This is a genomic window from Acidimicrobiales bacterium (assembly GCA_033344915.1).
GTDB lineage: Bacteria > Actinomycetota > Acidimicrobiia > Acidimicrobiales > Aldehydirespiratoraceae > JAJRXC01.
Genome location: JAWPML010000001.1, coordinates 4,234,543 through 4,260,117, shown reverse-complemented (window position 1 = coordinate 4,260,117; position 25,575 = coordinate 4,234,543). Strand labels below are relative to the sequence as shown.

Here is a 25,575-nt window from a genome sequence, read left to right as displayed (position 1 = left end):
ACGACACAGCCCCATGACCTCTCGTCGACCGGCGGTTCCCGTGCCGGCCCGTTTCGTTCCTCTCGTGCTGGTCATGGTGATCGTCGCCGCCGGCTGCGGATCCGACGACCCGGTCAGGGTTGCCCAGGCTGGAGACCTCGGTCACATCCACGACCTCGTCCTCGAGCCGGACGGCGAGCTGTTGGTCGCCAGCCACACGGGGCTCTACCGTATCGAGGGTGAGAATCGCGCCGTCTTGGTCGGCGATGAACAGCACGACCTCATGGCGATGGCGGCCGAGGCCGACACCCTGATCGCTTCGGGTCATCCGAACCTCTTGATCGAGCGTTACCGAGTCGAGGGCCGTCCGCCGTTCCTCGGTCTCGCCCGCAGCATCGACAGCGGGCAGAGCTGGCAGATCGTCGGCCTGCTCGGCGCAGCCGATTTCCACGCGCTCGTCCCGACCGACATCGGTCTGTTTGCGGCCGAGACCGGCGGCCGGATCTGGTTTCTCGACCAGGCCAGCGGAGACTGGTCAGAGCTCGGTGCAGTCGAAGCCCGCGACCTTGCGGTCAACCCTGACGACCCTGACCAGCAGCTGGCCCCCGACTACGACGGCGTCGTCTGGGCCAGCGCTGACCGGGCAATGACCTGGACCCGCCTGGACACCGCGCCGTCACTCGTCGAGATCGAATGGACCTCCACAGGAGACATCATCGGCGCCGCCGAAGACGGCCGAATCTGGAGCGCCGAACGACCCGAGGGCCCCTGGACCGAGACAGCAGAGCTCGAATCCGGCGACGAGGTGGAGACGTTCTACGTCGATCCCGACGGTGACTGGTGGGCAACCGTCCACGGCGGTGCGATCTTCCACAGCTCCGATGGCGGCAGGAGCTGGGAGCAGGCCTACGACCCTCCGGACCGACCGTGAAGGCTCCAACCCGAGGCTCCCAGACTTCAGACGCGGATCGGAGGTACTCCACCGCGTCCGAGGCCGACGACTGAACTACGACACAGTGTCGTAGTGTCCCAGCATGTCCGATTGTTGCGCGTCGTCCGCCCCGACCTCCTCGGCGGCTAGTCCTGAAAGTCAGACCTCATGATCTTCGCCTCGCTCCCGAGTCCGCCCAGCGAGGCGTTCGAGCTCGGACCCCTCACCCTGCGTGTCTACGGACTCGCGATCGCGCTCGGGGTTCTCGCCGCGGTCTGGCTCGCACAACGGCGCTGGAGCGCTGCCGGCGGGGACCCCGACGACATCTCCCGCATCGCGATGTGGGCGGTTCCTGCAGGACTCGTCGGAGCCCGCCTGTATCACGTGGTCACCGACTGGCGATTCGACGAGGGTGTCGCCGAGCCGTTCAAGATCTGGGAGGGCGGCCTCGGAATCCCCGGGGGAATGGCCGCCGGCATTCTCGTCGGGCTGTACTTCATCCGTCGCGAGGGATGGGATCGTCCAACACTGCTCGATGCGGTCGTGCCCGCTCTGCCACTGGCGCAGGCGATCGGTCGGATCGGGAACTGGTTCAACCAAGAGCTCTTCGGCGGGCCAACCGACCTTCCCTGGGCCGTGGAGATCGATCCAGAACACCGGCCGGCAGAGTTCGCGAATTCAGAGGCGTTCCATCCGACCTTCCTCTACGAGTCTCTCTGGAACCTCGGACTCGTCGCCCTTCTCATCTGGATCGGGGCGACGGGCCGACTGCGGAAGGGGGCGCTGCTCGCCGTCTACATCGTCGGATATCTAACGGCGCGACTCTGGCTCGAGACCATCCGCGTCGATCCCGCAACCGAGCTCGCCGGCATCCGAATCAACATCTGGATGAGCGTCGCGGGAATCATCGTCGCCGGAGGCTGGCTGCTGCGAAACGGTCGGCCCGCAGACCCGGTCACGGCCTCGAATCGGGCCGCGACCGATTCTCGATCCGGTTGAGACGCGCATGGCAACTCGTCGAACCAGTGCCCTTGGATCCGCCACAAGGACCTTCGTCTCTACCCCTACCCCCTAATGGTATCTACAGTCGTGTTGTGGGCGAAACCGTCCGCCCGAATCGAGGAGGTACAGATCGTGAAACACATGACAGGTGCGACCCACATGTGGTTGCTGGTAGCCGCCGCCACAGCAGCGCTGATCTTGGGCTGGGGCCTCGGTTGGGCCCTTGCTCTGGCGTTGATCGGGTGCGGGGCCATGGTCGCGGCCGTGTTCTGGCTCGGGCGCAGCTCGGCGGAGCAGGTCACCGACCGCCCAGTGGATGCCGGCGAGGCCGTGGAGCGTCAATAGACCCACCGAGCATCACCGGGGATCCATGAGCCACGACCACCCTTCCGAACAACCGGGTCCCACAGACCATGGCAGGCACGACGACGCAGCGCCGGACTCGTTGACCCTTACCGGAGCGGTCTCGCTGGGAACCGGCGTGATGATCGGCGCGGGCATCTTCGCACTCACCGGCCAGGCCGCCGGTCTGGCCGGTGACCTGTTCCCATTGGCCTTCCTGGTGGCCGCAGTCGTCGCCGCGTCCAGCGCCTATTCGTACGTGAAGCTCTCCAACGCCTTCCCCTCCTCCGGCGGCGTCGCGATGTTCCTCAAGGAGCAGTACGGGCTGGGGACCGCAACCGGCGTCTTCGCACTCTTCATGTACGTATCCATGGTCATCAACGAGAGTCTGGTGGCCCGGACGTTCGCGGCGTACGTCCTCCAGATCGTCGACCTCGGTTCGACGGATTTCTGGATACCTGCGCTCGGCGTTGGACTGCTCGCCGTCGCGTTCCTCGTCAACATCGCCGGCAACCGACTCATCCAGACCACGGCAGGCGCCATGGCGGCCGTCAAGGTCATCGGTCTCACCGTCTTCGCCATCGTGGGCCTCTGGTACGCGAGCAGCGGGAACTTCACAAACGGCAGCGCCACGGGCGGGAGATCAGCGACATTCGACGGATTCCTCGCCGCAGTCGCATTGACCATCCTGGCCTACAAGGGATTCACCACCATCACCAACAGCGGCGGCGAGATCGTCGACCCCCATCGCAACACCGGCCGCGCCATCGTCATCTCGATCGCCATCTGCTCGGCCCTCTACCTGGTCCTGTCCATCGCCGTCGCCGGCAACCTCACCATCACCGAGATCATCGACGCCGAGGACTTCGCCCTGGCCCGCGCCGCCGAACCGGCACTCGGCGACGCCGGGCTCTGGTTCACCGTCAGCATTGCCGTAGTGGCCACCGCGTCGGGCGTCATCGCCAGCGTTTTCGCCGCGTCGCGCATGCTGGCCATGCTCTCGCGCATGAAGGAGGTTCCCCATCGCCACTTCGGCATGCCCGGCCCCATCCGGGTCCACACGATGGTGTACACCATCGCCTTCGCGATGGCCCTCACCGTCGCGTTCGACCTACGCCGAATCGCTGCGCTCGGCGCGATCTTCTACCTGATCATGGACATCGCCATCCACTGGGGCATCTTGCGACACCTCCGAAGCCGCATCGACGTCAACCCCGCCATCGTCGCCACCGCCATCGTCCTCGACGTTGTCGTGCTGGCCGCGTTCGTGTGGGTGAAAGCCAGCGCCGACATGTTGATCATCTATGTCTCACTCGCCGCCATCGCCGTGATCGTCGCCGCCGAGCGGCTCTTCATGCGCTCACACACCGACGCATCCGGCCACATGGACATGTGATCGGCCCCGGCAGAGATCACGTCGGCAACAACTAGAACCGGACGCCCATCGGGTCGCGCGGCTCGGCGCCTAGATCGAAGTATGCGACGGTCACCATCCCCATCGCGCCAGACATGAGATTCATCGGCACCCGCTGGATCATGGTGTTGAATCCCAGCACCGCGTCGTTGTACGCCGCCCTCGCCGCAGCGATGCGGTCTTCCGTGGCGGCCAACTCGGTTTGGAGCGCGGCGAAGCTCCGATCGGCTTGCAGGTCGGGGTAGGACTCAGCCACCGCGAGCAGGCGACCCAGCGCCTCGGACACCGATTGCTCCGCCTCGGCTCGATCGACCGGCCCTGTCGCGCCAAGAGCATTCGCACGCGCCCGAGTGACGGAGTCGAATGTGGAGCGTTCATGGGCGGCGTAGCCACGGACCGACTCGAGCAGGTTCGGAATCAGGTCATGACGCCGAGCCAGCTCCACCTCGATCTGCGCCCAGGTGCCATCAACCCCAGTACGGCCCCGGATCATGCGGTTGTACATGACCCACGCCCATACGACGGCCACCACGACGACAGCCACGACCACACCAGCGACGATCACGACGGATCGACCTCCTCGGGGCGCCCGGTGGACCTGGCATGGATCTCACGCCAGACGCCCCAGCGGCCAACCTCGACGATGTCGAGCCCGGCCGCGGCGACGTTGTCCTCGGTTCGCCGGTTGATCTCGGGACCCATGAGCCGGGCGACGACCGGGGCGATCCGGTCAGCCAACCAGCCGAGCACTGCGTTGCGAGGTCGGACGTGTTCGAGCAGTAGTACCTGCCCCTCAGGGCGCACCACCCTGGCCACCTCGCGCAACCCGGCGACAGGGTCGGCAACCGAGCAGAACACACAGGTCGCTGTCACGGTGTCGAAGGAGGCATCCTCATACGGCAGGTCCTGAACGTCAGCCACATCGAGGCCGACGGGGCGGTCCAGCCGCTCGGCGACCCCTCGTGCCCGAGCCATCATGTTGGCCGACACGTCGATCCCGGTCAGCTCGACTCCGTCGGGGTACAGGCCCAGGTTGCGGCCCGTACCAACACCCACCTCCAGTGTGTTGCCCTCGGCGTGACTGAGGAGGCGTTTGCGTCGGCGACCGACCCCGAGGAGGTCCATCGGCTTGTCGAACAGGTCGTAGAACCGGGCGATCCGGTCATAGCGCGCAGTCACCGCGTCCTGAGCGGGTGAGTCACCGGCGTTCATTGGAGCTCGCCGACGCGTTCGCGATATTCCTCGGTCGAGAGTTCACCGCGGGCGTAGCGCTCGGCCAGAATCTCGCGGGCACGGTCCGAAGGATCCCTCGGTAGAGGTCCTTCCTGCGACGCCGGACCGGCGCCCGAGACCCGGACGAGCCACACGAGCAGCATTGCGAAAAGGGCCATCATCGCCACACCCCACAGCCACATCCACCCCCCTCCCCAACCTCCCATGTGATCCCAGCCATCGCCGGCATCGGCGAGAATTCCAAGCAGGGTGACCATTCGAAATCGTTTTCCTTTCGTGAAGGCGAAGTGCAGTTCCACCATCACTCTCATTGGGAAACCCGCGAACCGACAGAGCCTTTGGTCCCTACCCCTACCCCCTATCTGGTGGAATGGTGGCAGGATGAACATGCGGTCCGGGTCCGATGCGGTCGACGTTTGTGCGGGTTCGTGTCCGTGTGCAACGCGGCGCCATGACCCTCGCCTGGTGGTGGTGACCGGTGGGCCCGGCGCGGGCAAGACCGCGGTGTTGGAGATGGCGCGGCGCAGCTTGTGCGGCCATGTGGTGATCCTGCCCGAGGCCGCAGGCATCGTCTTCGGGGGCGGGTTCCCGAGACTGACGTCGTTGCCGGCCCGTCGCGCCGCGCAACGCGCCATCTTCTGCGTGCAGCGCCAGCTCGAACGGCTCCACCTCGAGCATCGGACCGCAGCGGTGGTGCTGTGTGATCGGGGCACGCTCGACGGGATCGCCTATTGGCCCGGCGGACGCAACGACTTCGAGACCGACATGGCCGTCACGGTCGACGCAGAGCGGGCGCGTTATGCGGCCGTGATCCACCTGCGGACGCCGGGTCAGGACAAGGGCTATGACCACTCGAACCCACTGCGGACCGAGGACCCCGACACCGCAGCCGAGATCGATGCCCGCATCGCCGACGCCTGGCACCACCACCCGAACCGCACCATCGTCGACGCCACCGTGGACTTCCCGACCAAGGCCCAACGAGCCCTAGGCGCCATCGCCGCCGAGCTCCCTGCATGCTGCATCCCCGAATACTCCTGAGCGCCGCCGGCACCGCTGGTGTCCTCGGCATGACCGCGTGGACGGCACGGCACCTCTCCTCGCCGGCTGTGCGCACCTGGGAACCCCCGACCCTTGCCGGTCGGCGTTGGGGTCGCCTCTGGGCCCGCAGCGGCGGCGACGGTGCCACCGCCATCATGTTGTTGCATGGCCTGGTATCGACCGGCGACATCTTCGGCGCCGGGTTCGACCGCCTGGCCGAGCGTCATCGGGTGGTGGTGCCTGATCTGTTGGGGTTCGGCCGGTCTCTCGACGAGGCACGGACTGCATTCAGCGTCGAGGCGCATCTCGATGCGCTCGACGAGCTGGCCGAGTCAACGGGCGCGCTCTCGGCGGACCGCGTCATGGTCGGGGCCCACTCGATGGGGTCGTCACTGGCGTTGCGGTGGGCGGCCCGTCACCCCGACCGAGTGGTGCGGGTGGTGTGTTGGGGTGCCCCGGTCTACCCCTCCCAGAGTGCCGCTCGCACTCGGATCTCGGGGAGCACGATGGCTCGGCTGTTCGTGCTCGATACGGACCTGGCGAAACGGGCGTGCGCCCTCAGCTGCCGGCACCGCCGCGCGGCCGGGTGGCTCACCGTCGCCGCCGAACCCCGCCTCCCGATCCCCGTCGCCCGCGCGGTTCCCCTCCACACCTGGCCCGCCTACCGGGACGCCATGCGCCACCTCGTCATCGACACCGACTGGACCCGACTGCTCGCGCGCCTCGATCACGGACCCACCCAACTGCGGCTCGTGTGGGGCGAGCGCGATCCAGTCGGCGATCGCCACCACGTAGCCCGGCTCCTTCACGCACACCCCGACGTCGAGATGACCGTCGTCGCAGGAGCCGATCACCAGCTCCCCACTACCGACCCGGGCTCCTGTATCGATCAGCTCACCAGCGGCGATCGACCAGTCGACTGACGACCTCGGCCTCGTCGGGCTCGATCATCGGGCCGTACGCGACGACATAGGTCCCGGTGGCGCCACAGCCCCCGCAGCGCAGCGCGAACAGGGCCACTTCATCGCCCGGGTCGCTCTCACCCTCGAACCGCACCAGTTCATCGATCCCCACGTCGCCCGGGTCATGTGCATCCCCACAGCTCGGGCAGCGCAGCCCGTCGGGCGTAGCCGAGAACGCACCGCGGTACCCGGCCGTCTCGAGCCTGGCCATGGCCTCCACCAGCGTCTCCATCGTCATCTCACGGTCACCCGGCGGAACACCAACGCAGCCATGGCGGCCAGCCCGCCGAGCCATGCCAGCGCGACGACCAGGGCCCCGGTTTCGTCGAAGGTGGGGGTGAAAGCACCGTCCATCATCACCCGGACGGCTCCGTGAGCCGGCATGTAGGCGCCCCAGGCGGGCGGGGCCGCGTCGAACATGGCGTTCTGCGCGAGGCCGATGTCGATGAACGGCAACACCAAGAGCAGGTAGAGGCCACCGAGGCGACCGAAGACCGGCCCGACGATGACGCCGATGGTGGCGTAGGTGAGCGCGACCAGGACGTTGGCGCCGATGAAGATGGGCCAGCTCACCGCATCGAAGCTGACGGCGGTGACCGCGATCGACACCGCGGTCGCCACCAGCGCCGCGGCGCCGATGACGGTCATGCGGACACCCAGGATCTCACCGGGCCGGAACCGAGTGAGGGACAGGCGCCGGTCGGCCTCCGCGGAGTCCAGGATCACGAACAGCCCGGCCAGCGAGGCCAGGAATCCGATTGTGATCGGGACCATGATCGCCCCGTGGACATCGGCCATGGAGATGATCGACAGCCCCCGTCGGCCACCCTCGACGAGCTCGACCGGGGTCGGGTCTTCGGGGGTGACGGCGATCGAGACGGAGATGAACGCGACCGGCAGACCGATGATGAGGATCCACATCACTGGCATGCGCTGCAGCTGACGGCCCGCAGCACCCAACCCAGCCATCGCTCGCCGCCGGGCCGGGCTCCGCTGCCGGGTGGCCTGCTCGTGGGGACGGGTGGTCGCCACCAGCGCAACCGTGGCCGCGGTCATGGCCGCCACGGCCCACAGCAGCGACAGGCCCAGGTCACCCAGTGCCCCGCTGTGGCCCGACGCGACATCGGTGACAACCAACGTCGGGAAGTGGAGAGGGAAGAGCCTCAGCACGGTGGCCGTGCCGCCCATGGCGGGGCCGAAGAAGACGTCGAAGATCCAAGCGAAGACCACGATCAACGAGCCGTTGAGCTCCGAGCGCACCAGCGCCCCCACCAGCACCCCGAACCCGGTGTAGGTCAACGCGAACAGTGCGGTAGCGCCGATCACTCGCCCGGTGCCGGCCACATCGGTACGTGCGGCCAGCGCGATGAGCGCGCCGACCGAGGCCAGCGCGGCCAGGGTCAGCGTCGATACCAGTCGAGATGCAACCACGCGGCCCGCCCCGGCGCCGGCCGCCGCCAGCCGCCGGTCCGCGTCCCGGGACTGCGAGACATGGAAGAACCCGGCCACGCCGGCTAACACGGCTGCCGCCCAGCCGGCGGTGGCTGCCTCGACCTCGCCCACGTCAGCAGCGCCGCCCAAGATGTCGGCGAAGTCCGCCAGCGCGCCGGCCGACAGGGTCACGAACACGACCGGCACCGCGACCAACAACACGACATTGAGGGGTCGGCGCCAGTACTCGGCCAACCACCGGCTACTGAAGCCGACGGTGGTGGTCATCGCGGCACCGTGCGCCCGTCGATCAGGTCATAGATCCGATCGAAGCGCTCCTCATCCGCGATGAAGTGGCTGATGATCAACAGGCTGGCGCCCGCGTCACGGCGTTGCGCGGTGAGGTCCCAGAAGCGCTGATAGGTGTCCCAGTCGAACCCCGCGTAGGGCTCATCCAGGAATAGCAGCTGGGGGTCGTGCAAGATCGCCAACGCCAGGTTCAGCTTCGACCGCGTCCCCCCGGAGAGCTCCTCTACCCGGGTTTCGGCGAATCGGGCGAAGTCCAGATCGTCGTACATTTGCTCGCGGGCCCGGGCCAGATCACCCGTCGCCAACCCGTACGCGGCGCCGAACAGGTCGAGATGCTCGTCACAAGTCAGCCGCTCGTAGAGCACCGGAACCTGTGGGCAGTAGCCGAAGCTCGCTGCGCGCTCCACCACCCCGACATCGGCCACCAGGTCACCCACCAGCACCTTCATCAGCGTGGACTTGCCCGACCCGTTCTCCCCAACCAACCCCACGACCTCACCCGCCTCGAGTCGCACGTCAGCGCCCTTCAACACCTGCAACGTTCGCCGCCGAGGCCACCACCCCCGCCGATACGCCTTCCACACCCCCGACGCGTCGAGCACTCCCGCCTCTCGGTCCACCGATGGGTCCACGCCGGCGTCAGCGGCGGTCCGCACCGACGAGGCTGCACCGGTTCTGGTGACTGTCGAATCCATGTTCATCGGGTCACGGCCTCTCACATCGTCCCCCAGTCTTTCCCCAAATACCCCATAGGGGTAGGGACCAAAGGCTCTACCTCGGCTGGTCGGCCGCCAATACGGTGCGACCATCACCCAACGCGCTGGAGATTATACCCACTACCCCTATAGGGTATACTAGCTGGTTCGATTAGGAGGTATTGGCATGGGACTCGCCGAAGTCGGTGTGATCATCGGTGCCGTGGCGGTCGCGGGGTTCTTGTGGTGGTTCTTCTTCGGGCCCAAGACAGCCCGTCGGGCCGAGCTGGTCGGCGGGGTGCAGGAGGTCGATGTATCGGTGAAGGGCGGCTACTCGCCTGATGTGATCCGGGTCACCGAAGGCGTCCCGTTGCGACTCAACTTCGATCGTCAGGAGTCGGGTGATTGCACCTCGCGGGTGGTGTTCGCTGACTTCGGGGCTTCCAAGACGTTGCCTGCGTTCGGGACTGCGACGCTCGAGTTCACCCCCGACAAGGTCGGAGAGTTCGACTTTGCCTGTGGGATGAACATGATTCACGGCACCCTGGTCGTCGAACCGTCCGACGGGGCTGGCGCGCCTGCCAACGGCAGCCACGAGGTCGCAGCCGCGGTCGGCGTCGGGCCGTCGACGGAGGCGACGGTGGCCACCGAGCAGGTCGAGTTCCGGGTGTCAGGCATGTCGTGCGCGTCGTGCGTGGTCAACATCGAGTCGGTGCTCGGTGAGTTGACCGGTGTGGACCGGGTCGACGTCAGCTTCGGGACCGAGCGAGCCACCGTCGAGTACGACCCCACCCAGGTCACCGCCGCCGAACTGCAGGCTGTCGTCGCTGATGCCGGCTATCGGCTGGTGCCCCGCCCCGCGCCGGGGTCGGCCGACACCGAAGACACCGAAGCAGCTGAACGTCAGGCCGAGATCCGCGACCTCTCGTGGCGGGTCGCTCTCGGCGCGGTGCTGTCGGCGCCGGTGGTGTTCGCGGTCATGACCGTCGATCTGTTCGGCGCCACCTGGGTTCCCGAGTTTCTCTTGAACCGGTGGTTCCAGCTGGCGGCGATCACCCCGGTCATGTTCTACACGGGCTGGCCGATCCACCGGACCGGCTGGCTGACGCTACGGCACCGAACCGCCGACATGAACAGCCTGATCACGATCGGCACGATCGCCGCGTTCGGTTACAGCCTCCTCGTGACTCTGGTCCCATCCGCCGTGCCCGAGGACGTCCGCGAGGTCTACTACGAAGCGGTCGGGGTCATCATCACCCTGATCCTGCTCGGCCGGCTGTTGGAGGTGCGGGCCAAGGCCGGCACCGGCGAGGCCATTCGCAAGCTGATCGGCCTCCAAGCCAAGACCGCCACGCTCATCCGTGACGGCGCCGAGGTCGAGGTCCCGATCGATGAGGTCCTACCCGGTGACATCGTGCTGGTCCGGCCCGGCGAGAAGGTCCCCGTCGACGGGGTCATCGTCGACGGCCGCTCCACCCTCGACGAATCCATGGTCACCGGTGAGTCCATCCCGGTCACCAAGGAGGCCGGCGACGTGGTGATCGGGGCCACCATCAACCAGACCGGCGCGTTCCGGTTCGAGGCCACCAAGGTCGGCGCGGACACCATGCTGTCCCAGATCATCAAGCTCGTGGAGCAGGCCCAGGGATCCAAGGCCCCCATCCAGCGCCTCGCCGATCTGGTGTCGTCCTACTTCGTCCCCGCGGTGATGTTCATCGCGGTGGCGACCTTCACCGTGTGGTTCACCGTCGGACCCGAACCCGCGCTCACCCTGTCGCTCGTGGCCGCGGTGGCGGTGTTGATCATCGCCTGCCCCTGTGCTCTCGGGTTGGCAACGCCGCTGTCGATCATGGTCTCCACCGGCAAGGGCGCCGAGCACGGCATCCTGATTCGCTCCGCCGAGGCGCTGGAGACCGCGCACAAGATCAACACCATCGTGCTGGACAAGACCGGCACCATCACCCGAGGCGAACCCGCCCTCACCGACATCGTCACCACCGGCACCATCGACGAGGACGAGTTGTTGCGGCTGGTGGGCTCGGCCGAACAGTCCTCCGAGCACCCCCTGGCTCAGGCCATCGTCATCGGCGCTCGAGACCGGGGGCTCGACCTGGTTGGCGCGGCTGAGTTCGACTCCATCACCGGCAAAGGCATCCGCGCCATTGTCGATGGCCACGAGCTCCTGATCGGCAACCAGCGCCTCCTCGACGACGCCCACATCGACACCACCGAACTGACCGCCGAGATGGATCGTCTCGCCGAGGCCGGCCGCACCCCGATGCTCGTCGCCGTCGACGGCGCCCCCGGCGGCGTGGTCGCCGTCGCCGACACCGTCAAAGAAGAGTCCGCCGCCGCGATCGCCTCCCTCCGGGCGCTCGGGATCAAGGTGGCCATGATCACCGGCGACAACGCACGCACCGCCGCCGCCATCGCCCGCCAGGTCGGCGTCGAACGGGTCCTCGCCGAAGTGCTCCCCGAGCACAAGGCGCTCGAGGTTCGCCGCCTCCAAGACGAAGGCGGCATCGTGGCCATGGTCGGCGACGGCATCAACGACGCCCCCGCCCTGGCCCAAGCCGACGTCGGCTTCGCTATCGGCACCGGCACCGACGTCGCCATCGAATCGTCCGACATCACCCTCATCTCGGGCGCCCTCGACGGCGTCGTCACCGCCATCACCCTCAGCCGCGCCACCATGCGCAACATCCGCCAGAACCTGTTCCTGGCCTTCATCTACAACGGCGTGGGCATCCCCATCGCGGCCGGCGTCCTCTACCCCGTCATCGGCGTCCAGCTCAGCCCCATGATCGCCGCCGCCGCCATGGCCGCCTCCAGCCTTTCCGTGGTCGGCAACGCCAGCCGGCTCCGTCGCTGGCACCCCCACCCCATCGAGACCACCAAGGTCCCCGCCGCAGGCGACCCGATCGTCGAGACCGGCACCGACGACACCACGCCGGCACCGACCGAACAGGTCACCGACCCGGTATGCGGCATGACCATCGACCCCAACACCGCTGCGGCCACCGCCGACCACGACGGGCACACCTACCACTTCTGCTCACAGCACTGCCACGCCACCTTCACTGCCGACCCCGACGCTTACGCAGGGCAAGCCGGCCAGTCCGGCGATCACCACGCCCACCACTGAACCCAGAGGACGACACCATGCCCGCCATCACCGCCCACAGCCGCCACGGCATCACCGAGACCGAGGCCGCGGTGCGTGCCGCCCTGGCCGCCAAGGGCTTCGGGGTCCTGACCGAGATCGACATCGCCGCCACCTTCAAGGCCAAGCTCGACATCGACCGACCCCCGATGAAGATCCTCGGCGCCTGCAACCCCCACCTCGCCCACCAAGCCCTCGAAGCCGACCCCGGCGCCGCCCTCGTCCTGCCCTGCAACGTCGTCCTCGAAGCCACCGAGCACGGCACCGCGATCTCGGCCGCGGATCCCCACGACATCATCACCAACCCCGCCCTCAGCGCCCTCGCCGACAACGCCGCCGACAAGCTGCGCGCCGCGCTGGAGACCGTCAACGGCGACTCGGCCACATGAACGACGCTCATCGCCCCGAACTCGGGCTCGCAGCTGGGGATCGAAACCATCCCTGGACCCGCGGCACAGCCGTCGGTCGTCCGCCCGTGATGGCCGCAGCCGTGGTGCTGATGGTCGTCATCGCCGATCAGGCTTCCAAGAACCTCGCGGTCGGCGCGCTCTTCGATGGCCCCGCCGAGGGTCCGGGGCCGTTGTGGTTCCGCCTGGTCGCCAACCGGGGTGCGCTCATGGGATTCCCACTTCCCGGCTGGCTTCTGATCGGTGCCGTGGTGGCAGTGGTGGCGATGGCGGTTCGTTCGCTACTCGAGCCGGGCTCCCGCCTGGCTGCGTTGGGGTGGGGGCTGGTGGTCGGGGGCGCGCTCGGCAACCTCGCCGACCGATTCCTGCACCGACCCCGATTCCCCGACCATGCGGTGGTCGACTGGATCGCTTCATCGGTGCTGCCCACCTTCAACCTCGCCGATGTCGCCATCGTGGCCGGACTGGTCACGCTCGCGGCGAGCTCGAAGCGGTCCACGCGCATCGCAAGGGTCGCGACGTGAGAGTCACCTTCTGGGGCGCCGCCGAGACCGTCACCGGGTCACGCTTCGTCGTCGACGCCACTGACCAGCGGATCCTGGTGGACTGTGGCCTCTTCCAGGGCCTCAAACGGCTTCGACAGCGCAACTGGGACGCATTTCCGGTCGACCCGGCCTCGATCGATGCCGTGGTGTTGACCCATGCCCACATCGACCACTCCGGCTACCTCCCCGCCTTGGTGCGCGACGGATTCACCGGGGCGATCTGGTGCACCCCCGCCACCGCCCGACTCGCCGAGATTCTGTTGCGGGACTCGGCCCATCTCCACGAAGAAGACGCCCGCTATCACAACAAGCACCGCACCAGCCGCCACGACCCCGCCCTCCCCCTCTACACCACCGCCGACGCGCAGGCCGCGATCGGCCGCCTCCGCCCCCACCCCTACGACGAACCGTTCCATCCCGCGTCCGGTGTGGAAGCCCGCTTCAGCCCGGCCGGTCACATCCTCGGCTCGGCCAGCATTCGCCTCGACGACGGCACCACCTCGATCACGTTCAGCGGCGATGTCGGCCGTCCCGACGACCCGATCATGAAACCGCCCGCCCCGCCTCCGTCGGCTGACTACGTCGTCACCGAGTCGACCTACGGCAACCGCCGCCACGCCGACACTGACCCCGCCGACGACCTCGCCGAGATCGTGACCGACACCATGGCCCGGGGCGGCACCCTACTGATACCGGTCTTCGCGGTCGGCCGAGCCCAGACCATCCTCCACCTGCTCAGCCAGCTCCGCTCCGAGGGACGGATCCCCGAGGTCCCCACCTACCTCAACAGCCCCATGGCCATCAACGCCACCGAACTGTTCTGCGCCCACCCCGACGAACACCGCCTCACCGACACCCAATGCATGCAGATGTGCGGCGGCGTCACCTACATCCGCACTGCCGACGAATCCAAAGAACTCACCCCACAACGCGGGCCCATGATCGCCCTGTCGGCCAGCGGCATGCTCACCGGCGGCCGCATCCTGCACCACCTTCGAACCGTCGCCCCAAACCACCGATCCACCATCGCCCTCGTCGGCTACCAGGCCGCCGGCACACGCGGCGACGCCCTCCTCAACGGCACCGACCGGCTCAAGATCTTCGGCGACTACATCCCCGTCCGAGCCCGCACCGTCCGCCTCGACAACCTCTCCGCCCACGCCGACGCCACCGAGCTCACCACCTGGCTCGCCTCCACCCACCGATCCCCCAAACGGGCCTTCATCGTGCACGGCGAACCCACCGCCGCCGACACCTTCCGCCGCACCCTCCACGACGACCTCGAGTGGGCCACCCACGTCCCCACCCACGGCGAAACCATCCAACTCACCTGACCCGATGCCACCGCCATGTTGATCTCCGACCTCGCCACGGCCACGGGCGAAACCCCCCGGACCCTCCGCTTCTACGAAACCTCAGGGGTTCTCTCAGAACCACCACGCACCCGCGGCAGGTATCGCGACTATCCCGACACCGCCATCGGCCGCGTCCGGCTCATCGCTCACTCCAGTCCGCGGTTCTCACCCTCGACGAGATCGCCACCGTCATTCACATCCTCGAAAACATCAACCCGCCGTGTTCCACCGACGTCGCCCCCATCGAGGCCACAATGGCCCGCATCGACACCCATCTCGAAACCCTGTGCCGCAAGCGCCGAGAGCTCACAACGCTCGTCGCCGGCACTGCCACCCGCACACCCCGCGGCGCGCCCGACGCACGCCGCATCAGACCTATCGCACCAACACCTAGGAAGTCTCCGCTGTCATGCCGGGCTACGCACTTTCCAAAGACGACTACCTGAATCGGCTCAGCCGCATAGAAGGCCAAGTCCGAGGACTCCAACGCATGATCAACGAGGACACCTACTGCATCGATGTCCTGACCCAGATCAGCTCGGTCACCAAGGCCCTCCAAGGCGTCGGCATCGGACTCGTCGACGAACACCTCCGCCACTGCGTCCACGACGCCGCCAACGAGAGCGACGACGCCTTCGACGCCAAGATCAACGAAGCAACCGCCGCCATCGAACGCCTCCTCCGAAGCTGAACCGACGTCGTTCGCGATACCCCACACGAGCAACCGGCCGCAGTTTCTGACCCACCACATGTGGACCGATCGTCGAACTTCTACAGCATGTCGTTTCGCCAAGGGGTTCTGTGGGTAGACCGCCGGGGTCGCTAGAAGAATCGGCCGATCCAGGAGGCTGCCATGTCCGACGCCACCGAACAACCGACCCCCATCAACGTCACCCACGAGCCGTCAGAGGGAGAACACCCGGACCGAGGCGACTCCGACACGGGTCACCAAGGCGGGGTTTCAATGAGCTACGCGCGGTTCGCGGCGATGATCGCCACCTCCACGGTGGTCATGTTCGGGCTCATGTACCTGAACACCTACGCCTGGGATCACGTCCGCTGGAGCGAGACCAGGGCCTACATGGCCCTGCTGATGGGCGCCGCGATGGCCGTGATCATGCTCGGCTTCATGCTGTCCATGTATCGCGACACCAAAGTCAACATTGGCGTCGCCGTTGCTGCGGTGGCCGTCTTCGCCGGGTCGCTCGGGCTGGTCCGCAGCCAGACAACGGTGCAGGACGAGTCGTGGATGCGGGCCATGATCCCTCACCACTCCATCGCCATTCTCACTAGCGAGCGAGCCGAACTGACTGATCTGCGGGTGTGCGAACTCGCCGTGAGCATCATCGAGGCCCAACAACGCGAGATCGACGAAATGGATTGGCTCATCGCCGACATCGACGCCAACGGCCCCGCAGCCACCACCACCGAAGCGGAAGCCCGCCCGATCCCTGACTTCGCGGGAGCGAGCGACCGGAGCTGTTGACGACCGAGACCACGACCCAGCCGGCCACGAGCTACCGGCTCATTGCCCCCGACCGCGTCCGTCATTCAAGGCTCGAATCGCCGGACCTGCTCGGACGCCCGGGCGTCGACGCGGCCGATCGACCCCTCACCACCGATGCCGAGGCCACCGGGCCACGTAAGCGCCTCGGCATCGAGGCAGTCTTGGCCTTGACCTTCTAGTTCGGTGGAAGGTGTACAACAACCTAGGTAGCCCCGCCGTTCCTCTACCGGGGTGAGGTTCTCATGGCCAGTACCGACGACCACGACCACCAGAAACAGGCATCCAACGCCGTCGGTCACAGCCACACCGGCGACCGGCAGGCGGGCCATGAGGGTCGTGGTGGGCACGACAAGCACGCGGGCCATGACCCGGAGATGTTCCGGCGCTTGTTCTGGTGGAACCTGATGTTGGCGGTGCCGGTCCTGGTGTTCTCCGAGCAGATCCAGGAATGGTTCGACTACTCGATCGCCGGCGCATGGGCCGCCTGGGTCGCCCCGGTGCTCGGAACCGTCATCTACCTGTGGGGCGGTAACCCGTTCCTGGCCGGCGGCGTCGCGGAGGTCCGCAATCGTCAGCCCGGGATGATGCTGTTGATCGCGCTGGCCATCACCGTCGCCTACGGCTCATCGTTGGCGGCGTCGCTCGGGTGGGGCGACCTGGACTTCTGGTGGGAGCTCGCGGCGCTCATCGTGGTCATGTTGCTGGGCCATTGGCAGGAGATGAAGGCCATCGGTCAGGCCCAAGGGGCCTTGGCGGCGCTGGCCGAGTTGTTGCCCGACACCGCCGAACGGGTCACCGGCGACTCCGTCGAGGAGGTGGCCATCGTCGACCTGGCGGTCGACGATGTGGTGTTGGTGCGCCCCGGCGGCCGGGTCCCCGCCGATGGGGTGATCATCGACGGGCGGGCCGCGTTCGATGAATCGACGATCACGGGGGAATCGCGCCCGGTCACCCGCAGCGACGGCGACCGGGTCGTGGCCGGCACGGTGTCGACGGACTCCTCGGTACGAGTGCGCATCGATGCCGTCGGCGACGACACCGCCTTGGCCGGCATTCAGCGCCTCGTCGCCGACGCCCAATCCTCACAATCGCGGGCCCAGGCCCTGGCCGACCGAGCCGCCGCAGCCCTGTTCTACCTGGCCACCACCGCCGCAGTCGTCACCCTCGTGGCCTGGCTGCTCGCCGGCGACGGCTCCGAGGGTGTGATCCGGACCGTGACCGTGTTGGTGATCGCCTGCCCCCACGCCCTCGGTCTGGCGATACCGCTGGTGATCTCGATCTCGACCGCCACCTCGGCCCGGGCCGGGATCCTGGTCAAGAACCGGCTGGCCCTCGAGCGCATGCGCACGGTCGACGCCGTGTTGTTCGACAAGACCGGCACACTCACCAAGGGGAACCACGCCGTCGTCGACCACGCCGCCGCCGATGGCTGGGAAAGCGACGAGGTACTGGCGCTGGCCGCGGCCGTCGAGGCCGACAGTGAACACCCCATTGCCCGGGCCATCGTCACCGCCGGCCACGAACGAGGCGACGTGCCCGCCGCGACCGACCTGAGCGCGCTGACCGGGCGAGGCGTTCAGGGCACCGTCGACGGCCATCAGATCGCGGTCGGGGGCCCCGCCCTGCTCGAGTACCTCGAGGCCGACGAACCCGGCGAGCTCAAGGCCACCATCGAGCAGTGGCGCCGCGCCGGGGGCTCGGTTCTCTACGTATTCCGCGACGGCGCCGTGGTCGGTGCGCTCACGTTGGCCGATGAGATCCGCCCCGAGTCCAAGGTCGCGGTCGACGCCCTCCACGAGCGGGGCAAGCAGGTGGTTTTGATCACCGGCGACGCCCAACAGGTCGCCGACGGCGTCGCCGCCCAGCTCGGCATCGACGAGGTGTTCGCCGAAGTCCTTCCCCAGGACAAGGACTCCAAAGTCGCCGAGCTCCAAGCGCGGGGTCTGACCGTGGCGATGGTCGGCGACGGCGTCAACGACGCCCCCGCCCTGGCCAGGGCCGACGTGGGCATCGCCATCGGCGCCGGCACCGACGTCGCCATCGAATCCGCCGGAGTCGTCCTCGCCTCCAGCGATCCCCGCGGCGTCACGGGTGTCATCGACCTCTCCAAGGCCACCTACACCAAGATGATCCAGAACCTCGTCTGGGCCACCGGCTACAACCTTTTGGCCATCCCCATCGCCGCCGGCGTCTTCGCCTTCGCCGGCCTCACCCTCCCCCCAGCCGCCGCAGCCGTCGCGATGAGCGCATCAACGATCATCGTGGCCGCCAACGCCCAACTGCTACGCCGTCTCGACCTCCGCCCCCAACCGCTCCCCGACCCCGACCCCACCCCACCCGCCACCAACCCGCCCCAGCTGGAAGCTCCTCGGACGAGATGATGCGCATCGGAGAACTCGCCGACGCCGCCGGCGTCAACACCAAGACCGTCCGCTACTACGAATCCATCGGCCTCATGCCCGAACCGCAGCGCACCCCGTCGGGCTACCGCGACTACACGCCCAGCGCCCTCGAACGCCTCCAGTTCATCCGCGACAGCCAAGCCACCGGCCTCACCCTGGCCGAGATCCAGTCCATCCTCGAGCTCAAAGACACCGGCGCCCGCACCTGCCACCACACCCAGACCCTGCTCGACGAACACCTCGCCCGCATCGACCACCAGATCCACCAACTCCACACCGCCCGCAAACAACTCCTGGACCTCGCCCAACGAGCGGCCCGACTCGACCCCGGAGACTGCACCGACCCCAACCGATGCCAAGTCATCCACACCCACCGCCACCCCCACCCCCCGACACCCACAGGAGAACCCAGCCAATGAGCGCCGACACCCGCACCTACACCTACACCGTCCCCGACATCAGCTGCGACCACTGCAAACGCGCCATCGAAAACCACGTCACCCCCCTCGACGGTGTCAACACCGTCACCATCGACATCGACACCAAGACCGTCACCATCACCGGCGGCGACCCCAGCGCCATCGAAGCCGCCATCGCCGACGCCGGCTACACCATCACATGAGCCCCAGCCGGACCGGACCATGAATGCTGAGCTCTGCCATCTCGATCTCACCGACATCGGCTGCCTGCTCGACCCTCCCCCTTGACCAAACCCACGCGCTCTGGCTCGTCGATGTCTGCGGGCTCACCTACGCCCATGCCGCCGCCGAGAACGGCACCAACCCCAGGCGCTTCGCCAAGACACTCCACGCTGCCCGCACCACCATCCGCAAGGCTGTGACATGACCCGACCAGCAATCGCCCTCGCCACCGCGGTACTTCTCCTCGCCGGCTGCGGCAACGGAACTGACGACACCGCCAGCATCCAACCCATCGAAGCCATCCTCGACTCCGACATCGACATCGCCGTGGACCCCTCCGGCACCACCGCCACCCTCAGCGTCGACACCAACATCCCCGTCGCCTGTGCCGTCATCTACGGCACCGACGACACCTACGGCTCCATCGCCGTCGACAACGACATGCAAGGCGGCGCCCACCACAACCACGGCCCCCTGCTCACCGGGCTCGAACCCGACACCGAATACCAGTACGTCCTGCAAGGCTCCGACGCCGCCGGCACCATCTACCGCAGCGACCCAATGACGTTCAGGACCCCACCCGCCGCCGACAACGCGTTCGGCACCAACATCGCCCCCACCGGCACCGTCACCGATGTCAGCTCCGAGTTCTCCGACGAATTCACCGCAACCAACGCCGTCGATGGCGACCTCGGCACCGAATGGTCCACCGACGGTGACGGCGACAACGCCTACATCGAGATCGACCTCGGCCGGCCCCAACCCATCACCGCCATCGCCTTCCGCACCCGCCAGATGACCGACGGCACCGCCATCACCGACACGTTCACGGTCACCATCGACGACCAGACCTTCGGCCCGTACGCCGCCGGGACCGAACCCGCCGTCCTCAATCAACCCATCACCGCACAGATCGTCCGCGTCGACGCCGACCAAACCACCGGCGGCAACACCGGAGCGACCGAGATCGAGATCTACGCCTCGGTCTGATCGCGTCGAATCAGTCCCGCAGGTGGGCCATTCGAGAGGTACCGGCCGACGGTCTCGATGACGCGGCATACCCCGACTTCGGCATTCCCGACTTCGCCCCACCCACAAGTCCGCGTCGAGTGAGCCGGCTTGTCGATTCCTGCTTGGTGTCGGTCGCTGGCCGTGGAGTGATGTCGTCGGCTGTGTTGCTGCTCCATGTCGTCCGAGCCCTCCGGGGACCTGCGCGGCGCTGGACAACCGCCTGACATGGACGTCGCCTCGGCCGAGGCACCTCCTAACCGCTGAGGACCCCGCCCGACCACCACAACGAGCCGCTCCCCTCGCCCCGTCCATCGGTGCGGGTCTTCGGCTGTTGATGGACCCTGCCCCACGGGCCGTCGGGCTGCGAAGGTCGTTCCTTCTCGCTGCGCTGCGAGGGCTCCACCTTGCTCCGCCCACCGACACCGCACGGCTCAACGGCTCCACAGCCGAACCCCGGAACCGAAACCGGGGACCGAATCTGAGGGCGAGCCTCGTCGGGGAAGTCGGGGCTCGCCCTCAACCCATCGGAGGCACAACACCCCCAAGGAGCCCCACCATGAACATCGACCAGATCGCCACCCGGTTCATCGACCGACCCGAGTCCTCGCCCGGCGACGTAGCAATCGACGGCAACTACCGGCGGCGCTGGTGGCTGCCCGTCATCGGGCCAACCGCCACCTGCGTCCTCAACCACCTCACCACTGGTAGCGACGGCACCTCGAGCTGGCAGGTCACCACGGCAACGGAACTCGCAGTCTCACTGGGACTCGGCAAGGGCACCGGCAAGAACAGCCCACTCATCCGCTCCATCGACCGGCTCACCCGCTTCGGCTTCGGATACTGGGATGTCGAACCCGGTCCAGGTTGTGACCCCTGCGTCAGCTTCTACCGCACCGTCGGCCTCGTACCCCGGCGCAGCGTCGCCAAGTGGCCCACCACGCTGCAGCAGGCCCACGCCATCGACCTGGCCGCCATCCAGGGTCTGTCAGGACTTTTGTGTATCGGGCGTGATCTGAGCGTCCGCAGCTGAGTGCTGTGGGCGGGGAAGGATCATGTCGATGACTGATCAGAATCTGCCGGCGGTGCCGGCGAACGCGTTGCCCGATGAGGCGGCGATGAAGGACTGGGCCGAGCTGCTCGTGCAACGGGCCCGCGCCGAGGGAGTGGAGCTCACTGGCGACGGCGGGCTGCTCACCGGGCTTGTCCGTCAGGTGCTCCAAAAGGGGCTCGAGGTCGAGATGACAGATCATCTTGGCTATGAACGTAACGCCGTGGAGGGCCGAGGGTCGGGCAACAGTCGCAACGGGACGACGCCGAAGCGGGTGACGACCGAGATCGGCCAGGTCGATCTCGACGTGCCGCGTGATCGGGAGGGCACGTTCGCTCCGGTCACGATCCCCAAGCATCAACGCCGCCTCGATGGCCTGTCGGGCAACGTCATCTCGCTCTATGCGAAGGGGCTCACGACCGGTGAGATCCAGGCCCATCTCGAGGAGATCTACGACACCACGGTCAGCCGGGAGACCATCAGCAAGATCACCGATGAGATCGTCGAGGACCTCACCGCCTGGCAGAACCGGCCCCTCGACCCGATCTACCCGGTGCTGCTGATCGACGCGATCGTGATCAAGGTTCGCGACGCCCAGGTCGCCAACCGCCCCGTCTACGTCGCCATCGGCGTCAACCTCGCCGGCGAACGCGACGTCCTCGGTCTGTGGCTCGGCCCCACCGGCGGCGAGGGCGCGAAGCAGTGGGCGACGATGCTCACCGAGCTCAAGAACCGAGGCGTCGCGGACGCGTTGATCGTGTGCTGCGACGGGCTGAAAGGCCTGCCGGAGTCGATTCGCACGACCTGGCCCGACGCCACCGTGCAGACCTGCGTCGTGCACATGGTCCGCAACAGCCTCCGCTACGCATCCAAGGCCGACTGGTCCAAGATCACCAAAGCCATGCGCTCGATCTACACCGCGCCGACCGTCGCCGCAGCCGAGGCCGAGTTCGCGGACTTCGCCGAAACGTGGGGCGAGAAGTATCCGGCCATGATCCGAGCGTGGGAGAACAGCTGGGCCGAGTTCATGCCCCTCCTCGAGTTCCCCGCCGATCTGCGCAAAGTCGTCTACACCACCAACGCCATCGAATCGCTCAACGCCCGGTTCCGACGAGCTGTCCGCCACCGCGGGCATTTCCCCAACGAACAGGCCGCGATGAAGGTCCTCTACCTCGTCGCCACGACCCGCAAGAAGAACCGTGAGAACATGACCGGAAGGATCAGCGGCTGGAAGGCCATCTTGAACACCCTCACCGTGCACTACGGCGACCGCATCGCCGACCACATCCGATGAACACCATCACGGCCGCTTACACAGAAAATCTGACAGACCCCAACCTGGAAAGCATGAACCGGGCCAGCACATCGCCACCCGGTAGATCCTCGGTAGATGGCCGCCAACGCAGAAGGGGCCCCGCCGGAGCGAGACCCCTTCTGAACAGGCATTTCGTTGGTGGCGGGGGCAGGATTTGAACCTGCGACCTTCGGGTTATGAGATTTCCGATCGAAATCTCATCCCGTACCGATGCGTACCAGATCGTGCCCTTGAGCTGGCGTTTCGCCGCTCACTCTATCCCTGTCGTGCCAACCCGTACACCCCTGTCCCGCGCCGCACAGTAGAAGGAACAGTAGAAGGGCAGGCCCATCGCTCGAGGTCTGCTTGGATGAAGAGCATGGGCGCCGCCGCCGGTGAGTGGTCGGTCGTTGGGTCGAGCTGGGGACGCACTGTGGCGCGTGCTGGTCGATCTTCGGGTTGAGCCCGTCAACCGGGTTTCTGGTTGCGCCACCCACGCCGGTTCGCCTTCCGGCCGCCACTCGCTCCGGCGGGCGGCTCTCGAGTCGGGCACACGATTGTGCGCCGCGGATCGGAGGTGAACCCGACGGCCCCCCTGCCAGAGTCGATCACCACTCCTGTCGTGCTTCCTCTGCGAAGCCCTGGATGTCGTGGACTTCGATCTCGAGGCCGTCGTCGGTGCGAATGCGGCCCGACCAGGTGCCGAAGACCTGGTGGGTCTCCGATCCCTGGTCGCGTCCGGGGAGCTTGGTGTGCTTGTCGTAGCGGGGCTGGAGCGTCACATCGAGTTGCCCGCCGGGGTCCACGACGCGCCACGGGTTGAGGGGTTCGTCCCAGTCGTAGGTCCAGTCGAGCTCGCGGCCGAGCTTGGTGAGCCGGCCGTCGACGATCAGGCCGTTCTCGGTGTAGCCCGACCCCTCCGTCCACTTCGCGCCGAACTGCAACCCGACGACGTGGTCGCCGCACCGGCCGGCGCCGCCACCCCAGTTCCACTTGATCTCTGATGGCCAGCGGCCGCGCCCGACGTCGAGGACACCCCATGCGTCCGAGCCATCGCCGCCGATCTCCCAGCGCCGGTCACCGACCGAGAGCTCGCCTGTAGCGGGTCGGGCCTGGTGCTTGGAGGTGTAGTTGAATCGCTCGTCGTTCCAGGGGATCACGACGTTGAGCGACTCGTGGTGCTCGGGTAGTTCGATCGACACGTCGAGCGTGCCTGGCGTCCCGTCGTGTTCGGTCCACGACCCGCGCAAGCGTGTCGCTCCGGGTTCGTCGACGATCTCCAGTGCGAAGCCGTCCCGCTCGATGCGTAGCGGAGCAGTTCCGGGGCGGTCGGGCAGGACGAGCGCACCGGGATCGGTCGTGATGATGCCGTTTCCTCCCGTCTCGTCCGCGGCCAGGTCGGCCCACCAGACGTCGCCCAGGCCGAAGTGGTCGATGTCCGCGTAGACCGACGACACCACGAGCTCACCGGCCAGGATCGCCCAGTAGTCCCAGCGCTTGTTGATGCCGAAGCAGCCGTCCAGGTTCGCCCGGTGCAACGGTCGGCGAGACCAACCCAGCGCGGCACGGTTCAGCCGACTGCCGTCAGGCGTGCACAGGTCGATCTCGGTGGTGAGCTCGTTCTCGTGGGTCACGTCGCCATTCCTTTCAAGGGCTCAGTGCTGCTTCGCCCGTTCGTTTCGGGGGTGTCGGCCGGCCAGCGTGGCGTAGTGCTGCGCCACTCGGCGTGGGTTCCGTTGGGCGTCGAACAGTCCGACCTCGGTCACGCTTCCGATCGGTACGGTCAGCGCCGTGTTCCAGTCGTACTGGTCGCCTCGGCTGTACCAGCAGACCCCCCGCACCGGCAGGCCGCGCGCTGCGAGGGTGTCGAGCGATGCGGTGAGCGCGGCGAGCCACTCGCTGGCCTGGTCGACCGGGAGGCCGAGGTTGGAGGTCTCCGACACCCAGAACGGCACCCGGTAGCGCTCGTACCAAGCGGAGGCCTCGGCGTCGTACGCGCCGACGCGATCGGCGATCGACAGCGGCCGCTCGGCACGTGTTCCGTGCGCGGTGACGCTGACGGGGTAGATGTCGTGGCCGGCGATGATCCGGTCGGGCGGCACGACGCCGACGAGGGCCTCGATGCGCGACTGGACCGAGTCGGCCACGACATCGGTCAGGCGCGCCGCGATACCGCCCGGTGCGACGCCGAGGTGCAGATCCCAGACGGCCTGCTGCAGGTCACGGGCACCGGTAGCGGCGCGAACGCCGGCCTCGTCGTCGGGGTCGGACAGCTCGCAGCCGAACCCTTCGGACCCGATCCACCAGCCGTCGCGGTCGGCTCGGATGCGGGCCAGGGCCTCGAGGTTCGCGAGCACGACGTTGCCCAGCGCGACGAAGTAGTCGTCGGCGGTGACGCGGCGGTCGTTCCACATGCCGAGCAGCGCGGAGAACATGGCGGTGATGCCCGGCTCGTTTACGGGCGTGAACCAGCGCGGCTCGGCATAGCGGGCCAGAAACGCCTCGACGTAACGGGCGAAGCCGTCGACCCACCGGTCGTCGCAGAACCCGCCGTAGTGGTCGGGCAGCCCGAAGTGGCACAGGTCGATCACCGGGTCGAGCCCGTGGCGCCGACACCCCTCGAGCGCACGGTCCCACAGCGTCCAGTCGAAGACCCCAGGCGCGGTCTCCGTCTCGCGCCACGGCATGCCGTAGCGCCACACCTCAACCCCGAGTCCTGCGACATCGGCGAGGTCCGAATCCAGGTGCTCGAGATGTCCGCTGGCGCGGTACTGGTCGACGCGGACGACCTGTCCCTCGTGCAGGACGAGCGGGTCGGAGCCTTCCTCGCCGCAGGCGACAGCGAACGCGGGGAAGTCCATGT

The 25,575-nt window shown here is 67.4% G+C and carries 28 protein-coding genes; 20 read left to right on the top strand and 8 right to left on the bottom strand.

The features are described 5' to 3' along the window. Nucleotides 1-13 precede the first annotated feature (13 nt). The 4 genes from R8F63_20755 to R8F63_20740 all read left to right on the top strand — a co-directional run bounded on the left by R8F63_20755 (nucleotide 14) and on the right by R8F63_20740 (nucleotide 3,650). Nucleotides 14-910, top strand: a complete 897-nt coding sequence (locus R8F63_20755; protein ID MDW3221042.1) for a hypothetical protein — start codon at nucleotides 14-16, stop codon at nucleotides 908-910. A gap of 168 nt (nucleotides 911-1,078) precedes the next feature. Continuing rightward, nucleotides 1,079-1,909, top strand: coding sequence for a prolipoprotein diacylglyceryl transferase (gene lgt, locus R8F63_20750; protein MDW3221041.1), 831 nt, complete (start codon nucleotides 1,079-1,081; stop codon nucleotides 1,907-1,909). A 162-nt stretch (nucleotides 1,910-2,071) separates the two neighbouring features. Next, nucleotides 2,072-2,257 carry a hypothetical protein gene (locus R8F63_20745; protein MDW3221040.1) on the top strand — a complete coding sequence of 62 codons (186 nt, stop codon included), beginning with the start codon at nucleotides 2,072-2,074 and terminating at the stop codon, nucleotides 2,255-2,257. Nucleotides 2,258-2,357: 100 nt separating this feature from the next. Beyond that, nucleotides 2,358-3,650, top strand: a complete 1,293-nt coding sequence (locus R8F63_20740; protein MDW3221039.1) for an APC family permease — start codon at nucleotides 2,358-2,360, stop codon at nucleotides 3,648-3,650. Between the two features lie 31 nt (nucleotides 3,651-3,681). Here the strand turns inward: R8F63_20740 and R8F63_20735 are convergent, their stop codons facing one another. Genes R8F63_20735 through R8F63_20725 form a run of 3 tightly spaced genes read right to left on the bottom strand, consistent with a single transcriptional unit; the run spans nucleotide 3,682 to nucleotide 5,200 of the window. Continuing rightward, on the bottom strand, nucleotides 3,682-4,233 hold the full coding sequence (locus tag R8F63_20735) for a LemA family protein (protein MDW3221038.1): 552 nt from the start codon (nucleotides 4,231-4,233) through the stop codon (nucleotides 3,682-3,684). Further along, the gene (locus R8F63_20730; protein ID MDW3221037.1) at nucleotides 4,230-4,847 is read right to left on the bottom strand and encodes a class I SAM-dependent methyltransferase; all 618 of its coding nucleotides are present in this window, start codon (nucleotides 4,845-4,847) and stop codon (nucleotides 4,230-4,232) included. The genes R8F63_20735 and R8F63_20730 overlap by 4 nt, the downstream gene beginning before the upstream one ends. A 29-nt stretch (nucleotides 4,848-4,876) precedes the next feature. Continuing rightward, nucleotides 4,877-5,200 (bottom strand): SHOCT domain-containing protein, encoded by a 324-nt coding sequence (locus tag R8F63_20725; protein MDW3221036.1) that lies wholly within the window; start codon nucleotides 5,198-5,200, stop codon nucleotides 4,877-4,879. A gap of 82 nt (nucleotides 5,201-5,282) precedes the next feature. Between R8F63_20725 and R8F63_20720 the strand changes: the two genes are divergently transcribed. Both R8F63_20720 and R8F63_20715 read left to right on the top strand, forming a co-directional pair. After that, nucleotides 5,283-5,942 (top strand): ATP-binding protein, encoded by a 660-nt coding sequence (locus R8F63_20720; GenBank protein ID MDW3221035.1) that lies wholly within the window; start codon nucleotides 5,283-5,285, stop codon nucleotides 5,940-5,942. Beyond that, complete coding sequence (locus R8F63_20715; protein MDW3221034.1) at nucleotides 5,918-6,865, top strand: alpha/beta hydrolase; 948 nt, start codon at nucleotides 5,918-5,920, stop codon at nucleotides 6,863-6,865. The genes R8F63_20720 and R8F63_20715 overlap by 25 nt, the downstream gene beginning before the upstream one ends. Here the strand turns inward: R8F63_20715 and R8F63_20710 are convergent. Genes R8F63_20710 through R8F63_20700 form a run of 3 tightly spaced genes read right to left on the bottom strand, consistent with a single transcriptional unit; the run spans nucleotide 6,837 to nucleotide 9,339 of the window. Further along, the gene (locus R8F63_20710) at nucleotides 6,837-7,136 is read right to left on the bottom strand and encodes a hypothetical protein (GenBank protein MDW3221033.1); all 300 of its coding nucleotides are present in this window, start codon (nucleotides 7,134-7,136) and stop codon (nucleotides 6,837-6,839) included. The genes R8F63_20715 and R8F63_20710 overlap by 29 nt on opposite strands. Before the next feature lie 2 nt (nucleotides 7,137-7,138). After that, nucleotides 7,139-8,623, bottom strand: a complete 1,485-nt coding sequence (locus R8F63_20705; protein ID MDW3221032.1) for an ABC transporter permease — start codon at nucleotides 8,621-8,623, stop codon at nucleotides 7,139-7,141. Beyond that, the gene (locus R8F63_20700) at nucleotides 8,620-9,339 is read right to left on the bottom strand and encodes an ABC transporter ATP-binding protein (GenBank protein MDW3221031.1); all 720 of its coding nucleotides are present in this window, start codon (nucleotides 9,337-9,339) and stop codon (nucleotides 8,620-8,622) included. The genes R8F63_20705 and R8F63_20700 overlap by 4 nt, the downstream gene beginning before the upstream one ends. Before the next feature lie 187 nt (nucleotides 9,340-9,526). Here R8F63_20700 and R8F63_20695 point away from each other — a divergent pair, with 187 nt between their 5' ends. The 14 genes from R8F63_20695 to R8F63_20630 all read left to right on the top strand — a co-directional run bounded on the left by R8F63_20695 (nucleotide 9,527) and on the right by R8F63_20630 (nucleotide 22,712). Next, complete coding sequence (locus tag R8F63_20695) at nucleotides 9,527-12,484, top strand: heavy metal translocating P-type ATPase (protein ID MDW3221030.1); 2,958 nt, start codon at nucleotides 9,527-9,529, stop codon at nucleotides 12,482-12,484. A 17-nt stretch (nucleotides 12,485-12,501) separates the two neighbouring features. After that, nucleotides 12,502-12,891 carry a DUF302 domain-containing protein gene (locus tag R8F63_20690; protein MDW3221029.1) on the top strand — a complete coding sequence of 130 codons (390 nt, stop codon included), beginning with the start codon at nucleotides 12,502-12,504 and terminating at the stop codon, nucleotides 12,889-12,891. Next, on the top strand, nucleotides 12,888-13,433 hold the full coding sequence (locus R8F63_20685; protein MDW3221028.1) for a signal peptidase II: 546 nt from the start codon (nucleotides 12,888-12,890) through the stop codon (nucleotides 13,431-13,433). The genes R8F63_20690 and R8F63_20685 overlap by 4 nt, the downstream gene beginning before the upstream one ends. Further along, nucleotides 13,430-14,788 (top strand): MBL fold metallo-hydrolase, encoded by a 1,359-nt coding sequence (locus tag R8F63_20680; GenBank protein ID MDW3221027.1) that lies wholly within the window; start codon nucleotides 13,430-13,432, stop codon nucleotides 14,786-14,788. The genes R8F63_20685 and R8F63_20680 overlap by 4 nt, the downstream gene beginning before the upstream one ends. Before the next feature lie 430 nt (nucleotides 14,789-15,218). Further along, the gene (locus R8F63_20675) at nucleotides 15,219-15,500 is read left to right on the top strand and encodes a metal-sensitive transcriptional regulator (protein ID MDW3221026.1); all 282 of its coding nucleotides are present in this window, start codon (nucleotides 15,219-15,221) and stop codon (nucleotides 15,498-15,500) included. A gap of 273 nt (nucleotides 15,501-15,773) precedes the next feature. After that, on the top strand, nucleotides 15,774-16,295 hold the full coding sequence (locus R8F63_20670) for a DUF305 domain-containing protein (protein MDW3221025.1): 522 nt from the start codon (nucleotides 15,774-15,776) through the stop codon (nucleotides 16,293-16,295). Then, nucleotides 16,292-16,495 (top strand): hypothetical protein, encoded by a 204-nt coding sequence (locus R8F63_20665; protein MDW3221024.1) that lies wholly within the window; start codon nucleotides 16,292-16,294, stop codon nucleotides 16,493-16,495. Before R8F63_20670 ends, R8F63_20665 begins: the two co-directional genes overlap by 4 nt. A 63-nt stretch (nucleotides 16,496-16,558) precedes the next feature. Then, a complete protein-coding gene (locus R8F63_20660; GenBank protein MDW3221023.1) occupies nucleotides 16,559-18,697 on the top strand; it encodes a copper-translocating P-type ATPase in 2,139 nt (712 codons plus the stop codon). Continuing rightward, nucleotides 18,697-19,137 carry a heavy metal-responsive transcriptional regulator gene (locus R8F63_20655; GenBank protein ID MDW3221022.1) on the top strand — a complete coding sequence of 147 codons (441 nt, stop codon included), beginning with the start codon at nucleotides 18,697-18,699 and terminating at the stop codon, nucleotides 19,135-19,137. The genes R8F63_20660 and R8F63_20655 overlap by 1 nt, the downstream gene beginning before the upstream one ends. Further along, nucleotides 19,134-19,340, top strand: coding sequence for a heavy metal-associated domain-containing protein (locus R8F63_20650; GenBank protein ID MDW3221021.1), 207 nt, complete (start codon nucleotides 19,134-19,136; stop codon nucleotides 19,338-19,340). The genes R8F63_20655 and R8F63_20650 overlap by 4 nt, the downstream gene beginning before the upstream one ends. A 23-nt stretch (nucleotides 19,341-19,363) precedes the next feature. Next, nucleotides 19,364-19,564: a hypothetical protein gene (locus tag R8F63_20645; GenBank protein ID MDW3221020.1), complete on the top strand. Its 201-nt coding sequence runs from the start codon at nucleotides 19,364-19,366 to the stop codon at nucleotides 19,562-19,564. Continuing rightward, nucleotides 19,561-20,349, top strand: a complete 789-nt coding sequence (locus R8F63_20640) for a discoidin domain-containing protein (protein MDW3221019.1) — start codon at nucleotides 19,561-19,563, stop codon at nucleotides 20,347-20,349. Before R8F63_20645 ends, R8F63_20640 begins: the two co-directional genes overlap by 4 nt. A gap of 577 nt (nucleotides 20,350-20,926) precedes the next feature. Beyond that, entirely contained in the window at nucleotides 20,927-21,400 is a 474-nt protein-coding gene (locus R8F63_20635) for a hypothetical protein (GenBank protein ID MDW3221018.1), read from the top strand. A gap of 28 nt (nucleotides 21,401-21,428) precedes the next feature. Further along, on the top strand, nucleotides 21,429-22,712 hold the full coding sequence (locus tag R8F63_20630) for an IS256 family transposase (GenBank protein ID MDW3221017.1): 1,284 nt from the start codon (nucleotides 21,429-21,431) through the stop codon (nucleotides 22,710-22,712). A gap of 608 nt (nucleotides 22,713-23,320) precedes the next feature. On the opposite strand, the gene R8F63_20625 is transcribed toward R8F63_20630, so the two are convergent. Then, on the bottom strand, nucleotides 23,321-24,346 hold the full coding sequence (locus R8F63_20625) for a DUF2804 domain-containing protein (GenBank protein MDW3221016.1): 1,026 nt from the start codon (nucleotides 24,344-24,346) through the stop codon (nucleotides 23,321-23,323). Between the two features lie 21 nt (nucleotides 24,347-24,367). Further along, nucleotides 24,368-25,573, bottom strand: a complete 1,206-nt coding sequence (locus R8F63_20620; protein ID MDW3221015.1) for a family 1 glycosylhydrolase — start codon at nucleotides 25,571-25,573, stop codon at nucleotides 24,368-24,370. Between the last annotated feature and the right edge of the window lie 2 nt (nucleotides 25,574-25,575).